This window comes from Marinoscillum furvescens DSM 4134 (assembly GCF_003386095.1).
In the GTDB taxonomy this organism is placed as follows: domain Bacteria; phylum Bacteroidota; class Bacteroidia; order Cytophagales; family Cyclobacteriaceae; genus Marinoscillum; species Marinoscillum furvescens.
Genome location: NZ_QREG01000003.1, coordinates 59,423 through 78,404 on the forward strand (window position 1 = coordinate 59,423; position 18,982 = coordinate 78,404).

The following is an 18,982-nucleotide window of genomic DNA, read 5'->3' on the forward strand; positions in this document are numbered from 1 at the left end:
TCTTCCATAAATACTTAACACCTTCTCATTCATACTCAAACACCACACCTGTATGCATGGAAAACTTAGGCACTTCCACTTCTATGGTACTCCCAAGCTGAGTAAAAGCTAATGAACGCTCACCGGGGATGGCGTAGACTTTATTGACCTTTTTGGCCACAGCCAAAGTCACTTTCACTCCAGAAACAGGAGGCATATCTTCGATTACCTGGACCTCCTCACCTCGCAACAGTGCAGGTGCAAATAGCAAGTGCGCTACGTAGCGTTTTTTGGATGCCTGATGAAGCAAGCTCAGCCTTCCGCTACTCGGCAGACCACTAACCTCCACGATTGGGCTTTCATACAATCGATCGATAGCGTTGGCTACCAACTGCCGATGAAGGCGCACTCCATGCTCGAAGTAGAGCTTATCCAAATCATGGGCAAAATAGATGATGTTTCCTTTTTGCAGTACGGCAGCATACTCAGAGTCTTCGAGCTTGTAAGGGGTCTCTCGGTGGCTGCTGTACTTTTCATACGTCCGATTGAAATACGGCTCGCGAACCTTGCCAAGAACTTTACCATCGGTGGCTTTCACGCGCATCCCAGACTCATAGTTGAGAAACGGGCTACGTACCACAGCCTCGCTGAGTTCATCCCCAATCACCGTATAGTCAAAATCAAACTCCGATTTTCCGCCAAATTCACCACCAATATCAAACGCCATGCGCTGGTCATCACCCAATACAGACGCTCCAAACAGGATCAGTTTTCCGCCTTTTGCCACCCAGCTGGACAACTGACTGACTTCTGCCTTGCTCAACTTTGCAGCACTGGGAACAAGGATCAGCTCTAGCTCCTCCAGGTTACCGGGCTCTGCCACCACAAAATCTTTGTGTGTTTGGAGTAGCATATTCACCAGCCCATGATCAGCGGCATGGTCCAGCGAAAGCCAGAGGCCCAGCTTTGATACAGGTACTCCGCCGGGACCATAATCTTCGATTTTTTCTACATAGGCAAACGCCTCACCAATGGAGCGATAGGTTTCCATATCCATTTCACCCGAAGGGTGCAGTTGATCACCAAAATTGCAGGCTGCCCCCCACGAAATCATGGCTGCTGCTTCATACTTGATCGCATCCGGGTGCTTAAACCCACCAAATTCTCCCCACGCTTTGTGAAACTTCCCACTCATAGCCACTACAGGTGTGCCTTGCTGCAAATGGTATTTGGCCTCCAATGGCAGCTTGTCATAGCCTCCCCAGGTGGTAGGCAAATCCTCTAACTCAGCCTGCGTATTCATTTCAAAAAGTCGCTCCGTGAAAATTGCCTTATTTTCCACATGGGTAGCAGTGTTAAAATATACCGTAGCGTCTGGATGGTAAGAAGCTACCAGCTCACGGAGCGCCTTCATATGGGCTTTTAGGGCCTGGGCATAGCTCCTTTCCACGGCTTGCCGATCGGAAAGATCCACTCCCTCACGTCGCATCCGCGCCAGAGAATAGTCTGTATAGCTTGCAGGGATGATGTGATAGATATCAAACCAAAAACCATCCAGCTCACTATACCGCTCGCAAATTTCGGTGACATTTTGCACGATGTACTCATGATAGCCACCCCCTATGGTCGGGTCCAGGCAGTACCACGAGTAGTGCGGCCGCACTTCATCGAGCGCCGCATCATCGTCAAGGTTTAAGCTGGCAGGCGAACCATCTGCATTTTTGATGACCCACTCCGGGTGCTGCTCAGCATCCAACACACTCCAGCCCACGGTAAAATACAGCGGCGCTTTTACACCTATTTCACGGCAAGCCTCAAGCTGCTTCCCCAGTAAATCAAGATCAAGATTTGGGTGAACTACGCCCACTTTTGTAGGGTAGTACGAGTAGCCATGATGCCCTTTTGCAAAAATATTGATGTGATTTACTCGTCCGGTTTGCAGCGCCTCTTGAAATTGCTTTTTGTCAAAGCGGGCGCCTATTTCAGGGATAAAAGGTGAGGTATGAAAATCCAAATGCACCTGACGTGTGGGTAGCGGCTGGTCAGTGGCACGTTGGAACTGAGCGGAGGATTCGTGGATCATCAGAAAAATGAAAAGGATCGAAAATACTTGTCTCATGGTAGTCATATTAGTTAGCGCTGTTCGGACTGCTCTAGCGATTTAGACCAGGTGTTGTGTAGTGAGGTGAGTGCTGATACTAGCTCAGGATGGTCTTGGGCATAATTCATCTGCTCAGGATTAGGATCAGCCAAATTGGCCAGGTAGATACTGTCTAGCAAGTACTCGGGACCACCTTTCAATTCCTTTTTACCATTGACAATTAGCTTCCAATCACCCTGACGAACCGCCCATTGATCTTGCCACTGAAAATGTAAAGTCTCGTAACGTAGAGCATCTGCATTGTCGTCAATTACAGTAAGCAAACTCTTGCCATCTATTTCCTTTTCCGGCAAAGGCACTTCCAATAGTTCACAGACTGTAGGCATCACATCCATAAGCGTAACGATCTGATCCCTCGACTCATTTTCTGGAAATCTACCCGGCAAAGAGACAATCATAGGCACTCGAACGCCCCCTTCCAGAAAGCTCCCTTTGCTGCCAATCCATTTGCCCGTATTGCCTCCACCTCCTTTGGCACCATAAGCCTCGCCTTGAGGTTTGCCGCTAGGGTGATCCACAGACTTGATCTGGTAGCTCTCCGTGGAGTGTCCATTGTCGCTGGCAAATACCACCAGCGTATTGTCCAACAATCCTAATTGCTGCAGATGGCCCATCAGACGCCCAACCTCCTCATCCAAACTGGAGATCGTTTGCGCATAGGATTTTCTGGGCTCAGGCATCTGGCCATAGTGCTCTTCGTACTCCCGGGCCGCTTCCTCGGGGTAGTGGGGAATGTTGTAGCCCAAGTAAACCAGAAAAGGCTCGTCCCGATGCGTCTCGACAAATTCCATAGCCTTGTTGGTAATGAGAGATGGGAAATAATTACCGGGTTCGAAGACCTCTTTCTGGTTATGCCACAAATCATGATATCCGGGCTCGTGTAAAAAGTAATGGTTGTAGTTATCTATAAATCCATTTCGGATGCCAAAAAACTCATCAAATCCCTGAGCAAGCGGACCATGCTCCATGCTGCCTCCTACATGCCATTTACCAAATAGTCCTGTATGATAGCCCAATGGCTTCACCACCTCTGCCAGAGTCACTTCGCTGAGATACATGTTTCTGTCCGTAACACCTTCCCTAGGGTTGCCCTGCGTCCAGGTGTTGATATTGGCACGCTGAGGATAGCGCCCGGTGAGCAATGATGCCCTGGCCGGACAGCAAACGGCATGTGCATACGCCTGGGTGAATTTTACACCCCGTGAAGCCAGCGCATCGATATGTGGAGTATATAAATCCGCTGATCCAAAGGACCTCAAATCCAAAGTACCCTGATCATCGGTAAGGATGATGAGGATATTGGGCCGTTCCTGACGTGAGCTGGTATCGGTGCAGCCAGTAATCAGCAGGGTTGCTGTGCAAAGAAGTGTGAGCAGACTAGCGGTTTTCATAGGCTAAAAAAATCGGTCAGCTCACATAATTAGCACATAGTAGTGAGAATCAAAAACTTTGATTAAAGTATTAGTTAAACGTTAAACCAATTTAGTCCCTGCTGCTTAACGCAAAAACCTGAGAAAGGGAAATACCGTGTTGAGGGCGACCATGAGTATAACTACCAATATGACGGCACTGATGATTTTACCACCCAGGCCCATTCCCCACCCTGGCAGTAGGTTTTTGAGTCCAAAGCTACGGCTGTAAGCTTCTGGCGGATTCCACTCAGCAAGCAATTCCGACGGCAGCACTACATCCAGACTTCCCACCACAAAAAGCGGCATCAGAAACTCCAAATTGATCTGATCATCCTGTTTCTTGAGCCCTAAATTTTGTTTGCGCGATCCAAAGTTCTGGGTAATCAGTCGTGCATAGTACGGCCGATCCCATATGTTTTGCTCACTAAGTGTGCGTAGTTGGCTGAGGACCTGAGCCGTACGTGATTCGATTCCCCCTACCCATTGCGCAGTATCTGTCTGCTCAAAAGGCGTGTAGTACAGCGGACTGGCCTTGCCGGCAAACGCATTGAAATCCACCCTACCTTCCTCCAGTGATTTTTTCTCAAAGTGCTGACAGAAAAGCCCTGCAATGGCAATCTTGGGCCTCAGTGTCTCGTTTTCCCCAGTCTTGATGTACCAGGGAGAAGCATTTGGGTTTAGCTTCAGCGCAAAAGTCAGATTGCTATACAGCCATTCCTGATATTCTTCCTTTTTTGCTCCCAGATCGTTTACACTGATGCGTCCTGGCTCAGTGCTCCCGTACCAGTAGCGAGGATAGCGCTTTCGCGAAAGCTCCTGATCCGAAAGGTTTAGATTGGGCTTATCATGGTCTGCACGGATCGTCAGCGTCACATTAAATCGGGTCAACCACAGCTCCATGGCAAACTTTTTTAGGGTCGTATTCCCAAGACTATCGGTGTGAAGCAGTTGCTTTTCGTAAGTGCGAAAGGGGCCCGTTTCCTCCTTAGCACCCATCCACTTCATAAAGTTAGCAAGGGCTCCTTGTGAGGGCTTAAAGTACTCCACCGGACTGATATCGATTTTGACGTCTGGCAATCCAAAATAGGGATGATCAGGATCGAGCTGTGCGGCATTGCAATCATAGGTGTAGCCCGGCTGTCTCGCCTTGCCATACTGCTGATCAAAAAAGCGAATACCTTCCAGCGTAACCTCAGCGCCTTCAAAATTTGACGTACGGCACGCGCTACCACCCCCCATGCCCGCCGGATCAAAAGTGAGTGAAAGATCTGAGGTAAACTCGCTTTGCATATCAGAAAGCTTTCGACGCAGGTCATCCTGATAGCTTTGCACATAATTTACATACTCCTGAGTGGGCTCGGCATTTGGATCTGGCCGGAACTCATGGATCACTTTCGCACCCAGGGCTACCAATACCACTACGGCGATCAATAAGGCTGTGGTCTGCTTCATGATTGTGGGAGTATTACGTAGTGATCATCGGTGAGTTTACCTGCATCGTGCAGTTTGCGCAGCGCTGCAGTGGAGTGTCCAAAGGTTTTTTGGAAGTGTGGATAATCCTTGAACCGTGTCCAGTCGCCACCCCACTCCCAGCCGTAGTGCTTAAAAACTGCCACCACTTCATCCCAGTCGTGCAGCTGATCGCCATCCAGATCCAGCGTACGATCCCACGATACCTGGCGGCTACCATTTAGCAACAAGCAAAAATCTACGCCCAACCCATAGTTGTGATAGGATTCTCCGGCACGTGCATGTGTCACAATCCTACCAGGCTGAGTACGGCCTTTGGCATACAGGGCCTCCTGCTCCTCAAACGTTCGGAGTGTATCCGTGACTCGTATGCTGATGTGACGGTCCAGCACATCCTGATAAATTTTCAGTGCCTCCTCCCGCAGATCAGGGTGAAGTTTTTGTAATCGTTTGAGTGTGTGTGGATCTTCCTTGGGCCTGGCTTTGGCTGGAGTGGTATCAGTGGCCGGCTCAGGCATCATATGCTCCAGCCCTCCTTTTTCTATTTCACGTGCGATTTCGGTCTGTTTCAGCTTCACCTCCGCCTGCCGGGTCTGGTTTAGTGCTTTTTTGGTGTTTTTTACTTCCAGTAAAATATCCAGCAGGTCATGCCAAAACTTACTTCCCCAGCTCAAAAAGAATCCTGTGAAAAAACAACCCCAAACGGCATTCCACGAAAATCCCCTCCATCCGAACGTGCCCCCATCAAAGATCTCAAAAAGGTTGGCCCCTGTGCCAAAAGCCACCAATTGGCCTGCCAGTAGACTCACAAGCATCACTTTGAGCTCACGACGCTTTTCGTACTGGTAACTTTCCTCCTTGTGTCTCAGGTTGCCAAACAGGCGAGAAGGTAGCAGGAGTTTAAAAATATTAGCCATCCGTTCGCTGATAAAGCTGAGCGGCAGCAATATCAGCACGATATCGATGAGTTGTCTTTCCATAGGTTAGGCAAAAAACGGTTCGGTTTTTTAAGGTTGCCTGAAACTACGGATTTATACCAAAAGAGTCAACGGAGGGCCCGGAAAGATGCTTCTAAAACTTCAAATGCTTCACGGTTTGCGCATTGTTGATGAGCTGCTTTAGGGAATCAATACCAATTTTGATATGCTGCTCTACAAACTGTGAGCTCACTTTTTTGTCACTTTCATCAGTTTTTACTCCCTCCGGAATCATCGGAATATCCGAGACCAGTAGCAAAGCTCCTGCTGGCATCTCATTGGCAAAGGCAGCAGTGAATACGGTAGCTGTCTCCATATCGATGGCCATGGCACGGATCTTCTTCAGGTACTTTTTAAACTTATTGTCATGCTCCCAAACCCTACGATTGGTCGTATAGCAAGTCCCTGTCCAGTAGTCCTGGCCATACTCTCGAATGGTGGTAGAGATGGCTTTTTGCAAAGCAAAGGCAGGCAGGGCTGGCACCTCAGGTAGCATGTAGTCGTTTGACGTACCCTCGCCACGAATGGCTGCTATAGGCAGGATGAGGTCACCCACTTCATTTTTCTTTTTGAGGCCACCGCATTTCCCTAAAAACAACACGGCTTTTAGATCAATCGCCCCGAGCAAATCCATGATCGTAGCGGCATTGGCTGAGCCCATACCGAAGTTGATGATGGTGATGCCATCGGCGGTAGCACACTGCATGGGGTGTCCCTCGCCTACGATGGGGACGTTGTGCCAACTAGCAAAAAGGTTTACGTAATTCTTAAAATTGGTCAGGAGGATGTATTTACCAAACTTATCTAATGGCAGACCGGTGTAGCGAGGTAGCCAGTTATGGATGATGTCTTCTTTTGTCTTCATAGGTATGTCGTTTAGGGCACTTTCGTGCAAAATCTTGTGGGTATTGCGGAAAATTTCATTGTACAACGAAATAAGCCACCCGGGGTTTTGGCAAACTAAATAAATTCCCTCGAAGCATTTTTATATTTTAGCCACTAAACCTAACACTTCATGGAATCAGCTATCTACGCACTGCTCGGCACCCTCGTCGGGGGCTTCATCTCTTTTTTGCTTCAGCGCCAAAAATTTCAACAAGACCTGAAGCTACGACAGCAGCAAGACAAAACGGATTTTATGGCCGAAACTACGACACACCACTTTCTCAGTCACAAATCCTTCACCGACAGATCATTCGAATCACTTCAAAAACACCTTGGTGGGTTTTCTGATGATGAGCTACGCAAAATTCTGGTGCGTGCCGGAGCTATTCGCACCTATAGAAAAGACGGCAGTGAATGGTGGAGACTACTGAGCCGAATGGACGAATACATTGAGAAAAAACGTCAAAAACAGTGACCTCCCCCTTACTCACACGGCCAGCTAGTTGCTCTGCTCCAAAATCATCAAATCCCATGGAGCAATCTCCAATAGTTCACCTTTTCGGTATGAGTTTCCTGAAATGAGCTCTCGCACAAGCCTGTCTTCGCACGGAAAACTGACCGCTTCATTGGAGTAGTTTAGCAGATAAACTATGTTTTTGCCCTTTCGATTGGTGCCAGCACGTACGGTAACAGGAGCTCCCGCATGGTCGGGGCTTTTCACTGAGGCCCGCTTCATCATGCGCATAAGTAGCGAAGAGAGCAGTTCGCCAGACGGCCAGGTACCCAAATAGGTGACCTCCCCTTTTCCATACGTATTGGACACGATAGCTGCATAGTCTCCCCAGTAGTCATGCTGGTAGGTAGCCAACACTTCGCCGTTGGTAGGTGTCAGCAGCTCCATCCAATGGTTAGCGCTACCTCCTGGAAGGATTTCCCCCGAAACCACCAAAGGCATTACTTCAATACTGTTAAATTGCTGGTAATTGGCTCCCACTACTTCCCTCAGCACACCGGGCATCAAGTCTCTTCTGACCTGCACATTTTCATCAGTGAAGCCGGATTTAAAAGAATAAAGAATGTGCCCACCTTCAGCTACAAAGTGATTGAGTCGTTTCAGTTCCTCATCGGAAGCGGAATAAAGCGGTGGCACGATCAACGCTTTGTATTTACGAAGCTGACTTTCCGAAACGGTATGATCTATGAAATCACAAGGGATGTTTTGCTTGTAAAGCAGCTCATAATACTGCCTCACGATATCTCCATAGTCCAAGCCACTACTAATCGGAAAAGCCTCCAAAGCCGACAGGGATTCATTACTAAAATAGATTGCTACTTCGTTGTGTTTCTTTAAGCCAATCAGGTCATCATTGAGTCGCTTGAGCTCCTGAGAAATTCTCGCTACTTCGTGATAAGTTGGATTAGGTTGCATGTCATGCGAAAGCACTCCTTTCCAGTAAGTTTCGTAGCTGTTGTGTATCGAATGCCAATGCCAGTAACCCACCATGTTTGCTCCGGAGGCCAGATGGCTATACGCCTGCAACCTCAACTGACCGGGATAATGGAGCTTTTGTTTGTCGCTTGTCAGGATACTTTGCGCCTGTGTCTCTATAACCAGGTAGTTGTTTTGCTTCATGCTACGCGCCAGATCACCCGCCAGTGCTATGGTGACCCCATCCAGCTCGTCCTGAGTATCATGGTAAATGTCTACTCCTGCTATGTCCAAATGACGTGCAGCTTCCATGTGATCCACATTGGACTGGATGCTATAGCTACCATCTCGCCAGCTCAAATCAAAATTTTGGGTGACAAACTGCTCAGGGAGGGCATATTCACGGACCAATTCATACTGCCATTGTAAAAAGGGTCACCAGCGAGCGCTGAAATTGCTTGAAAGCGGACACTAAACTACCATTGATCGAACCGGTGATAGCTGGCATATCTTCCCAGGAGTTTACGGAATTGCTCCAGTAGTGTAGCCCATAGGCATTATTCATTGCTTCAGGATTTTTGAATTTATCCTTCAAGTACTGAAGAAAAAGTGCCTGAGCATTGGCTCCCCAGTTGTCATAATGCTTCGTTTCATTGTCTATTTGAAAACCAATAACTGCAGGGTGTTTGGATACTTTCTCCATGAGCTTACGGATCATCCTACCTGCATAGTATCGGTAAACCGGATGTGTAATGTCCATATTTTGCCTTCGACCATACAGCGCTTTGCCAGACCTGGTCTCCACCAAAATTTCCGGGTGCTTTTTGGCCAGCCATGTAGGGATGGCATAGGTTGGTGTCCCAACAATCACCCGAATACCTGCGGCATGCAGTTTGTCCAGCACTTCATCCCAGTATTCCAGATTAAACTCCCCATCGGCAGGCTCCTGATAGCCCCAGGTAGACTCGGCCACCCTTACCAGATTGATTCCCGCTGCTTTCATGAGGGCTATGTCCTGCTCCAGCCTTGGTTCTGGCATATACTCCGGGTAATACGCTACTCCATAGAGTATTTGCTGCATATCATCAGCGGAAGGCTGAGCTACCGCCATCATACTGAGGAGCATGGAGCTTAAAATCAAAATTCTTTTCATGTTATTATCCTTTTAGATTAAATCAAATAGTGGGAACACCACCAGGTAAAGCAGGAGCGTAAGGAGGACCACACTGATGAGATTCATCCAAAAGCCCACTTTTACCATCTCCGAGATGGTTATTCGATCACTTGCAAAAATCACAGTGTTGGTACCTGTAGCTGAGGGCAGCATAAATGCAAAGGAGCATGCAAAAGTGGCTGGAATCATCAGCGTCATAGGATCCATATTGGCGCGCTGAGCCACAATAGCCAGTACCGGCAGAAAAATGGTCGCTGTAGCAGTATTGGAATTGATTTCAGTGAAAAAAATCATCGCGCAGATGATCAATAGCATGAGCCAAAAGCCAGAGGGCATCTCCAGACTCGAAAGCTGATCTGCCAAAAATGAGGCCAGGCCGGATGATTTGAAAGCCATACCTAAGGCCAACCCTCCGCCCAGAAACATCGCAACTCCCCATGGAATGTCTTTGGCCTGCTGCCAATTCATGAGCCTACCGCCCTGCTGATCGGGTAGCAGAAAAAGTAAAATAGCTGCTCCCAGTGCCACTGTGCTATCATGCACGAATGCCCCCACACCTAGCCAGGTACTCCAGCCGTGTATTTCCATAGAACCAATCGAAAGATCTCCACGAAATACCCATGCCAGCGCCGTAAGCACAAACACCATCAGCACACTCCACTGAGCCCTTGTCATCTTCCCCTGAGCAGCATCCGCAGCTCTCAGTAGCTGTAAGTCACCGGTGAGGTAGCCGGAGACCCGATAATACCGCACGAGAAAAATCCACAAAACGGGCAAAAAAACAACGACTACCGGCAGTCCAATTTTCAACCAATAGGTAAAGTCAACACCCCCCCTTTCTGGAAAAAGCTGCTGCATCATTCCGGCAAACACCATGTTCGGGGGAGTGCCAATCAGCGTTGCAGTACCTCCGATGCTCGCAGCATAGGCTATGCCCAGGAGTAGCGCATTGCTAAAGTTTATTGAGTCGGGCGTTGGTTCTTGTTGGTTGAGAATCCCTAAAGCCAGCGGTAAAAGCATCAACACCACTGCCATGTTGGTAATCCACATAGAGAGTAGTGCCGTCACTAAAATGAACCCCAGCAACAAGCGACGCTTATTCCCGCCTACCCGGATCAAAATCGCAAGAGAAAGCCGCTTATGCAAATCGTGGCATTCGATGGCTTTGGCCAATAGAAATGCGCCTAGCAACATGAGCACATAGCTATGTCCGTACATGCCAGAAAGCTCCGCTGCAGAATGAATCCCCAACAAGGGGAACAGAACGGCCGGCAAAAAAGCCGTCATATAAATTGGGATCACCTCCCCCAACCACCAAAATACCATTAGCACGGCCACCGCGGCAGTACGCTGTGCCAATGGCGGCATTTCCGCAATCGGAAATACTAATACCGTAAGGGCTCCAAGCACCCCAAGCCATAGAAAGACCTTCCGCTTCGTCATTGAAGGTGGGCCTTTATGCCGTTTTTGATTAGCTCAGTCCAGAGCTGGTAGCCGGTGCGGTTTTGATGAGTATTGTCAGGCCCAAAGAGCGAAGTATCTACATCACCTTGCTCCGTCAGATAAACCTGCCGCGTAGGGATCCAATGTACCTGCGCTTCGTCCTCACAGACTTTGCGGAGCGCTTCGTTTGCTGCATGAATTTCTTCAATCAGGTGTTGGCGTGAGGGCACATGAGTGATTTCCACTACGAAAATGGGAGTTTCCTTACTGTGGGTTTGAGTTCTGGAAATAATGTAGCGGAGATAGTTGGCAATTTCTTCAGGTGATCGATCGCCCTCATGTCCCCAGATATCATTGCCCGCAAAGACTACCAGCGCTACAAACTGATGCGGCATTATCAACCGATCGATGTAATAAGCGAGATCTACATAACTGGCACCGCCGTAGCCTCGCTGAATCACTGGATAAGGCGCCATATCTTCAGTAATTCGATCCCACAGCCGAATACTTGAACTCCCAACGAACAGTATGGATTCAGTTTGTGAAGGCTCCGCCTGATTCAAACTATCAAACTGCTCCATTGCTGGCTTCCATTTATCTATAATGTATTGGTAGCACTCAAAATCTACAGGCTGGGCAGCGGCTAGATGAGACAGGAGCAGCAGCGTAAATGCATATGACAGGAAAGGTATTTTCATGTGGACTTTAGTAAATATCTTTCGGCTAATATAATTTGATTAATCGTTTAATATTGCTTCAAAGAGGCATTAATTGCCAATTCATCAATAAATCATGACATTTAAGCCTATCCCATCAAATAAAGTAGCCGATTTACTACCATTTTCATGAATTTCATAATCTGAGCTTGTGTTTAAACGATTAAATTACTAGCTTGGCATACACCTTTTAAGAAGGTGTTTTTATAAAACGCCTGCTTAATCGTTTAACCTAACTAAAATTGAAATGTTACTACAATCCAACCACAAAATCATTTTTGCCGCTCTTCTAGTCTGGTCCACGGGACTACTAGTTGGATGCAACGACCACTTCAACGAAGTACCAAAACCATCACTAACCCAACCTGGAGTTACTCAATCGTCCACTCCTACTGGAACACTTCGGGATAAAAACGGTCAAATTATGCGTGCCACTCCAATGGTACTCAGCGGAAACAGCGAGATCACCGATGCGGCTGTAGCCGATGCCTTAAGTCTGGAGAGATGGCAATACATCAAAAGCCTTGGCTTTAACACCATTAGACTTTGTCTGGTAGATCCCTATTACGAATTGCAAACTCGGTGGAGCTACTGGACCTTACAAGAAACACTTGATGAAATCGACATCTGTGTAAACAATGCCCAAGCCGCTGGCATGAACATCATCATCAACTATCACAGTGTAGGTGAGATCGATCGTAAAGGGGAAAACATGGATCAGGCCTACGCCAAAAACTATTGGTCAGTGCTCGCGCCCAGATATGCGGATAATGACTGGGTCTACTATGAGATCTCTAATGAAACTTCATTTGAAGAGGATACTTATCACAACCCGGTTTTTATTCAGGCCTACAAAGAACTATATGATATTGTAAGAGCTGCTGCTCCCAACAAACAAATCATAGTATTCAGCTGGAATTCCGTAAACTTCGATTATCAAGCGATTGTCAATCATTTCGATACGCATTTCGACTGGAACTACACGACCATCGGTTACCACATCTACGGATCTTATACCTCTACTGACAAAATACAGGGGCTCATGCAAAACTATCGCGTGATGTGTACTGAGTGGGATTATCCTGGGTCACAATGGGTCCCAGACAACTTTGGAGGGAATTACCTGATAGCCGAAACCATGGAAGAACTCGGCAACAGCTGGGCAGACTGGAGACATTGGGGCGATACTGCTCTGGTAGAAATTCGAGATGTGCTTATTCCTGATGCTATGCAAAAAGGCTACTGGTGGGGTGCAGGAGGAAACAGCGCTCCAACAGCAAGCATCACCAGCCCACAGGATGGAGCCAGCTTCAACTCTGGAGCCTCCATCACCCTGGACGCCTCAGCATCAGATGCAGATGGAACAGTAACTAAAATAGATTTTTATGCAAACGGGACACTGTTAGGAACGGACACTTCCGCTCCTTATAGCTACACCTGGTCGCCTGCCGACGGGTCATACAATGTGACCGCAGTGGCTACAGATGATCAACAAACTACTGGCACCTCAGCAGTGGTGCAGATTACAGTTGGCAATGCTACACCTACCAATATCGTAAACGCGGATTTTGAATTGGGTAATCTAAATGGCTGGAGCGTGACTGGTACTGCTAGTATTTCCACTGATGCACAAAGCGGTGGATCTGGAGCAACGATCACCGATAAAGACAGTAAGCTCTACCAGCAAATCAGTGTCAACCCTAATACCACCTATACGGTATCGGTGTGGTGTAAAAAGGTAGATTCTCAGAGTGGTATCAACATAGGAGTAGAAAACTATGGTGGCAGCACTGTGAGCACTCAAAGCTGGTCTTCAAGCTGGGAACAAGTATCGGTAACATTTACCACAGGTCCGACGGATACCTCGGCGACAATTTTCGCTTCTCCACAACGCAAAAACAGAACACATCTGGTAGATAACTGGACCATTTCGATAAGCAACTAATTTTCTAATCTTCCTCTCCGAATGGAGAGGAACAACCTTCAACCAATAAACTAAAACTATTATGAAAAAACTATTCCAAATGTTCGTCCTTTCGCTAGCAGTAGCCTGGAGCTACATGCCAGCACAAGCACAAAATGGCTGGTGTGGTCAGTCCAAAAAAGAAGACTGTGGTGATTGGGTGGTGCAGATGAACCTCTTTAATGGTGGATCTTTTGGCAACGATGACTGTGTATCCTATAGTGGCTGCGTATCCTCAGCTCAGTGGGACTGGAGTGATCCGGGTGCCTGGTCACAGCTATTGCTAGAAAAGGAGGGATTCTGCGGAGTAAACAACCGAATTTCCAACACAAAAAACTTCAATGTATCGTACAATGGAGGCTTTAGCAATGCCTATGGCAACCACCGTATGGCGATCGTATCGTGGGGTAAAACCGCGGACAATTGCAACTGGACCACCAACAACCTCTACGAGCTCTACCTTCATGAAAAGTCTTACAATGAGACGAATGATTACGCGAGCTGGTGTACCTATGTGGGTGAGTCCTCTTCTTGTTCAGGCTCTACCTACAAGCTATACGATTGTGGCTATCAAATCATCGGTCGCTCACTGAGAGGCTGGAGAAACAACCCACGTACTTCAGGTACTACTGATGTAGATTGTCTGTGGGAAAACTTCAAAGCACTAGGCCTTGCTCCTGACGTATACTACTACTTCACCGAAGTAGGAGCTGAGGTAGGTCCAAACTCAGGAGGTACGTTCAACATGTATAGCCAAAACATGTGGAGAGATGCAGAGCCTGCTGGCAGCAACATCACTAATAATGGTGTTTACAGACTCAAGTGCAACTGGGGCAACAAGTACCTGGCGGTAGATCACGGTGGCTCTTGGCCAAACGTAGAAGTAGCTAACTCTAACAGCTCTGACAATAAGCAAAAGTGGGTTTTGGAAAAATACCAAAACAATACGTTCCGTCTGCGCAACCTGGCTAACAACCAGTACCTACACGCAAGTGGCACAGCCAACAATGCCAATGTACAAGCCGGCACACTCAACACTGGCTGGGGCAGCCAGAGATGGCACCTCAAGCAATACAGCGGCAGCACTTACTGGCTGGAAACTGAGTATGGCAACAATGACCTGTCTGGTAGCAATGTGAACGGCGGCAATGTAACCGTACATGATGAAAACGCCACCTGGGGATCACAGCGCTGGACACTCGAGTACACTGGAACTACGGCTAGATCTGCTGAAGTGGCTGAAGCTGCTGCAGCCATCAGTATCTACCCTAACCCAGTAACTGATGTGCTGAGAGTGAATGCTCCAGAGGATTTCTCACTAACATTGTTGAGCCTGGACGGTCGCACTGTACTAACGCATGATTTGCTTAAATCTCAGGAAGCTATTGATTTGGAAGGACTGGCAAACGGTCTGTACGTAGCTAAAATAGTTACAATCTCTGGTCAGGAACTTTCTCAGAAAATCCAAATCTCTAAATAAACAATCGTTTCTTACTCTATACCATTCACCGCTCAGTTTTACTGGGCGGTGTTTTTTATTTTTAACAGCTAACCATTTTTTCACATGAACGTCTCCCGACATATCTCCATCTTCCTTTTGCATATACTCATCTGTACTTCTGCCATCGCCCAGCAAAACGGATGGTGCGGTACTTCCAAAAAAGAACACTGTGGAGACTGGGTGGTGCAGATGAACCTGTTTCGTGGTGGGCAGTTTGGTGAGGATGACTGTGTGGAATACACCGACTGTGTAAAAGATGCCAAATGGACCTGGTCTGACCCAGGTGTCTGGACCCAGCTCTTACTCGAAAAAACCGGATTTTGTGGCAAAGGCTATCACTTGTCCAACACGGAATCCTTCGATGTGAGCTACAATGCCCATTTTGAAAACGACTATGGCCATCGGCGAGTTGCTATCGTCTCCTGGGCCAAAACCACTGACAACTGCGACTGGACCACTGACAATCTCTATGAACTTTACCTGCATGAGCAGTCCTATGGTGAAGAAGACAACTACGATAGCTGGTGCACCTATGTGGGCGAATCACCAACCTGCTCCGGCTCCACTTACAAACTGTATGACTGTGGCTATCAGATCATCGGTAGGTCACTCCGCGGCTGGCGAAACGAACCCCGCACAACAGGAACCACGGATGTCAATTGCCTCTGGGAAGCCTGGCGATCGCTTGGATACGCACCAGATGTCTATTACTACTTCACAGAAGTAGGTGCAGAGGTTGGCCCCAAATCTGGCGGTGAGTTTTACCTCACTGATCAGGACATGGTAAGATTCGGGAAATAAGTTGCTGCCGTGCAGCCAGTCCTTTCAGAGAATGGCTTTGTTGATAATTGAGCTATTCAACCTGCTGAAGGTCCATACAGCTTGGATACCGTTTTCATCGGGATGAACATTTTGCCGCTTGTTGGGAGGTTTATAAAGCCGTACTTAGCATAGAACTGAACAGCTATACCATCGATTGGATCTACCACGATCGCCATAGAAGCAACCGTTTTTGTGGCGTCATAACTTCTCTTTAGCGCATCAAGTAACAAAAGCTCACCAATCCCTTCACCTTTATTCTTTTCATTTCTTGCTAACCTCCCCAACAAAGTAACAGGTAGGTTTTCATATGAAGGAGGGAGAATTTTTACGATCTCTTCCGGCAACTCACCTTTATCTATGCTTGAACTTGATAAGGTATAATATCCTTTAACAAATCCCGATTCATCGGCAAGAACAAAGCACGCCGATAACTTTCGCTTGACGTCCTGGCCTGCTTGTTTGTGCAAGTAATTATCTAGTAATAAGTTCCCACAAGAGAAATCGGACTTTTTGTGAGATTTAGCTAATGGCTGAGTGAAGTACCTCATTTATTACTCAGCTCTTCCTTGTATTTCTTGGCTGCCGACATTAACGCCTCATTAGGCTCCGACTCACCAAGTAAGGCATCAAAAAAAACTTCTTTGTCCTTATCTGATGAGACTATCCTTTCATGCTCATCAATAATTTGCTTGGCTTTATCCTGAACGGAATAAATGACAAACTCTGTGAGCGTACGATACCCCCCAAGTACCGCTGCCCGCTCAAAAAATTCTTTTTGCTTTTTAGATAGCCTTGTATCAAATCTTGCTTCTGAAGTTTTCATATGCTCACGCTTTAGCACTACTAACGTACGTACTATATCCGTACATTACAAACTAATATACGTTTGATACCCGTACATAGTTCTATTATACTTGAAAGTCACTCAAAATCTTGATCGCAGCTTATTGGAGAGCAAATACCACTTGAGCATACATATCTAGCTGGTCGAGCGTGATCAAGTAATCCTCAGTGGTTTCCTCCATAGTATAGCCCGTGCTGGAGCCAAAAATCTTTGGCTTGTCGTTTTTTACCAATTGCTTGCTCACTCGTAGTGTGAGATCATAGAGCGGCACTTCGTCTTCCACCTGATTCGTCTCTTTGTGCAAGAAATAATTGACCAGGTTGATTACCAGGTTACCGTCCTTTTGTCTGAGGTACATCTCCACACTTTGTGGAGCATCTAGCACTTCTACATCCCGCGTCACATCCATGTGCTTCAGCAGGTTGTCAGCTACACCTTTGAGGTACCACTGATCCTCCGCCAGATACACCCTGAAAATGGGTGCGGCCGCATAAACTACCTGGCCTTCTCCATACCGATGGCTCACAATGCCAGCCGATGACGATTTCTTGCCTGGCGGGGACAATTGCGCATTTCTGAAAAAGAACAACTCCTCGGCCTTAGGCTCAATCAATGGATACACATGATCGCCCAGGCTTTGAGCTCCTTCTTTTGGGGTAACCTCAAAAAACTTACCCGGAGTTAAGAGCAAAGACTTTCGCAACCCATCAGAGATTTCCTCCTTGAGATCCAAATAACCTACGCTGTATGGACTCATACCCTGGAAATTGACACCCATCACGTCCGCCAGTTCGAAGGTTTGTTTTTGAGGGTCAAAAGTAGAGTTGCCGGTAACCAAAAGCTTGCCGCCTTGCGCTACGTACGCTCGCAATGCCTCTTGTGAGCTTGGAGATATTGCTCCTACATCGGGCAGCACAATCGCTTTGAACTGTGACAGTTCGGGCAAGTTGCCTTCGAGTATCAAGTCAAAATGCCAACCCCGATCCACCAATGCTTTAGCAGCACCCATGTAGGCATCAAGCTGTCCGGGGTTCGGTCCGTATATGGCGTAAATATCAAAAGGAGTCGCAAATAATCCGACTTGCGGATAGGATGTGGCACCAATGGATTGTGATTCCATCTTTTCGATGTACTGAAACACATCTCCTATTTTTCGATAGATCTCCCCATCCAACTCTCCGGAAGGATAGGTCTGGTCACCGAGATTTATCACGCCTCCATGTGCCGCAATCCTACTCGCCACGGCCAACATATTTTCAGTAGTCTGATCATCCCAACCTCCCCAGCCATGGATAAACCGGCTTGTAGTAGACTCCCAGGGTTTATCGTACTGCTCTAAATACTTCATGGTCAGCAGCGAGTGTGTCCAGGCCTCCTGGTGCCACGTGGCTCCGGGGTGCGTTTCGATCGAGCAAAAGTCTACGAGAGGAACCAGCCGAGGATCCCTGCCCGCGGTATTGTAACTGATCAGTACCTCAGGCTTGATCTCCTTGACCGTGTTGATCATTTTTGAAACCGCCTCGTAGCGTGTATCGCTTGCCAAAAGTCGGGCCTCCTCATGTGAAGCATAGGGCCTTCCATTTTGTTCTTCAAATTTGGCGCGACACCACTGGCAGTAGCAGGCATTGTTTTCTATAATATCTATCCAAACCGCATCGATCGCGTAGTTAGAGGTGATTTCTTTTAGTTCTGGCAACACCATTTCTTCCAGATAGGGACTATTAAGGCATATTTGATTCCACCCAGTTTCATTGAGAGAGCCGCTCGTACCCATTTTCCGGCCTAGCGTGTCTCGCTCCATCCACTCCGGCTGATTTAGCTCGATCGGTGTAAGCCAACCTACCGAGTAATAGGCAAGGATTTTCATTCCCTGCTTTTGCCCTTCTTCCACAATCTCCCCAAGCATATCGGTCTCAGCTGGTAGTCCGCTGTGCTTATGGCCTATTTGGGTGTTGTAGTAGCAGTTGCCATGGTGGCCTTTGGCAAAAGTCACGAGTGAATTCACCTCAGCATCCCGCAGTGTTTGAATGTATCTTTTCGCATCAAAGCTTTTGATGGCTACTTCCGGAGCCACTTCCAACGTGTGAAAATCCATGTGAATCCGCCGGATGTTCTCCCCAAACCAATTGTTTGATGATTGGGCGTTCGCCAAAAAGGCCAGGGCGAGCACGACAATGGTCAATCCATTTTTGATAAGCTGCTTCAT

Annotated in this window: 16 protein-coding genes; 4 read left to right on the forward strand and 12 right to left on the reverse strand. The window is 47.5% G+C overall.

Annotated elements, in window-relative coordinates:
• Positions 1–25: 25 nt before the first annotated feature.
• From C7460_RS04120 to C7460_RS04140, 5 genes are all read right to left on the reverse strand, one after another.
• Positions 26–2,098 carry an alpha-amylase family protein gene (locus C7460_RS04120; protein ID WP_170147880.1) on the reverse strand — a complete coding sequence of 691 codons (2,073 nt, stop codon included), beginning with the start codon at positions 2,096–2,098 and terminating at the stop codon, positions 26–28.
• A 14-nt stretch (positions 2,099–2,112) separates the two neighbouring features.
• On the reverse strand, positions 2,113–3,531 hold the full coding sequence (locus C7460_RS04125) for a sulfatase-like hydrolase/transferase (protein ID WP_115866818.1): 1,419 nt from the start codon (positions 3,529–3,531) through the stop codon (positions 2,113–2,115).
• A gap of 105 nt (positions 3,532–3,636) precedes the next feature.
• A complete protein-coding gene (locus C7460_RS04130) occupies positions 3,637–5,004 on the reverse strand; it encodes a hypothetical protein (protein ID WP_115866819.1) in 1,368 nt (455 codons plus the stop codon).
• Positions 5,001–6,002, reverse strand: a complete 1,002-nt coding sequence (locus tag C7460_RS23995; protein WP_221409449.1) for a M15 family metallopeptidase — start codon at positions 6,000–6,002, stop codon at positions 5,001–5,003. The genes C7460_RS04130 and C7460_RS23995 overlap by 4 nt, the downstream gene beginning before the upstream one ends.
• A 91-nt stretch (positions 6,003–6,093) precedes the next feature.
• Entirely contained in the window at positions 6,094–6,864 is a 771-nt protein-coding gene (locus C7460_RS04140) for an AMP nucleosidase (protein WP_115866820.1), read from the reverse strand.
• Positions 6,865–7,014: 150 nt separating this feature from the next.
• Between C7460_RS04140 and C7460_RS04145 the strand changes: the two genes are divergently transcribed.
• Positions 7,015–7,359: a hypothetical protein gene (locus C7460_RS04145; RefSeq protein WP_115866821.1), complete on the forward strand. Its 345-nt coding sequence runs from the start codon at positions 7,015–7,017 to the stop codon at positions 7,357–7,359.
• 24 nt (positions 7,360–7,383) lie between these two features.
• Here C7460_RS04145 and C7460_RS04150 read toward each other — a convergent pair whose 3' ends face one another.
• Genes C7460_RS04150 through C7460_RS04160 form a run of 4 tightly spaced genes read right to left on the reverse strand, consistent with a single transcriptional unit; the run spans position 7,384 to position 11,628 of the window.
• Positions 7,384–8,724 (reverse strand): beta-galactosidase, encoded by a 1,341-nt coding sequence (locus C7460_RS04150; protein ID WP_221409450.1) that lies wholly within the window; start codon positions 8,722–8,724, stop codon positions 7,384–7,386.
• A gap of 1 nt (position 8,725) precedes the next feature.
• Positions 8,726–9,466, reverse strand: a complete 741-nt coding sequence (locus C7460_RS24350; RefSeq protein WP_221409451.1) for a beta-galactosidase — start codon at positions 9,464–9,466, stop codon at positions 8,726–8,728.
• A gap of 12 nt (positions 9,467–9,478) precedes the next feature.
• On the reverse strand, positions 9,479–10,930 hold the full coding sequence (locus C7460_RS04155; protein ID WP_115866822.1) for an SLC13 family permease: 1,452 nt from the start codon (positions 10,928–10,930) through the stop codon (positions 9,479–9,481).
• Entirely contained in the window at positions 10,927–11,628 is a 702-nt protein-coding gene (locus tag C7460_RS04160; protein WP_115866823.1) for a GDSL-type esterase/lipase family protein, read from the reverse strand. Before C7460_RS04160 ends, C7460_RS04155 begins: the two co-directional genes overlap by 4 nt.
• A gap of 265 nt (positions 11,629–11,893) precedes the next feature.
• Between C7460_RS04160 and C7460_RS04165 the strand changes: the two genes are divergently transcribed.
• From C7460_RS04165 to C7460_RS04175, 3 genes are all read left to right on the forward strand, one after another.
• On the forward strand, positions 11,894–13,591 hold the full coding sequence (locus C7460_RS04165) for an Ig-like domain-containing protein (RefSeq protein ID WP_115866824.1): 1,698 nt from the start codon (positions 11,894–11,896) through the stop codon (positions 13,589–13,591).
• 61 nt (positions 13,592–13,652) lie between these two features.
• The gene (locus C7460_RS04170; RefSeq protein ID WP_115866825.1) at positions 13,653–15,089 is read left to right on the forward strand and encodes an RICIN domain-containing protein; all 1,437 of its coding nucleotides are present in this window, start codon (positions 13,653–13,655) and stop codon (positions 15,087–15,089) included.
• 84 nt (positions 15,090–15,173) lie between these two features.
• Positions 15,174–15,911, forward strand: a complete 738-nt coding sequence (locus C7460_RS04175; protein ID WP_115866826.1) for a hypothetical protein — start codon at positions 15,174–15,176, stop codon at positions 15,909–15,911.
• A gap of 56 nt (positions 15,912–15,967) precedes the next feature.
• Here the strand turns inward: C7460_RS04175 and C7460_RS04180 are convergent, their stop codons facing one another.
• The 3 genes from C7460_RS04180 to C7460_RS04190 all read right to left on the reverse strand — a co-directional run bounded on the left by C7460_RS04180 (position 15,968) and on the right by C7460_RS04190 (position 18,982).
• The gene (locus C7460_RS04180) at positions 15,968–16,480 is read right to left on the reverse strand and encodes a GNAT family N-acetyltransferase (protein ID WP_115866827.1); all 513 of its coding nucleotides are present in this window, start codon (positions 16,478–16,480) and stop codon (positions 15,968–15,970) included.
• The gene (locus C7460_RS04185; RefSeq protein ID WP_115867068.1) at positions 16,477–16,755 is read right to left on the reverse strand and encodes a type II toxin-antitoxin system TacA family antitoxin; all 279 of its coding nucleotides are present in this window, start codon (positions 16,753–16,755) and stop codon (positions 16,477–16,479) included. Before C7460_RS04185 ends, C7460_RS04180 begins: the two co-directional genes overlap by 4 nt.
• Before the next feature lie 121 nt (positions 16,756–16,876).
• Positions 16,877–18,982: an alpha-amylase family protein gene (locus C7460_RS04190; protein WP_115866828.1), complete on the reverse strand. Its 2,106-nt coding sequence runs from the start codon at positions 18,980–18,982 to the stop codon at positions 16,877–16,879.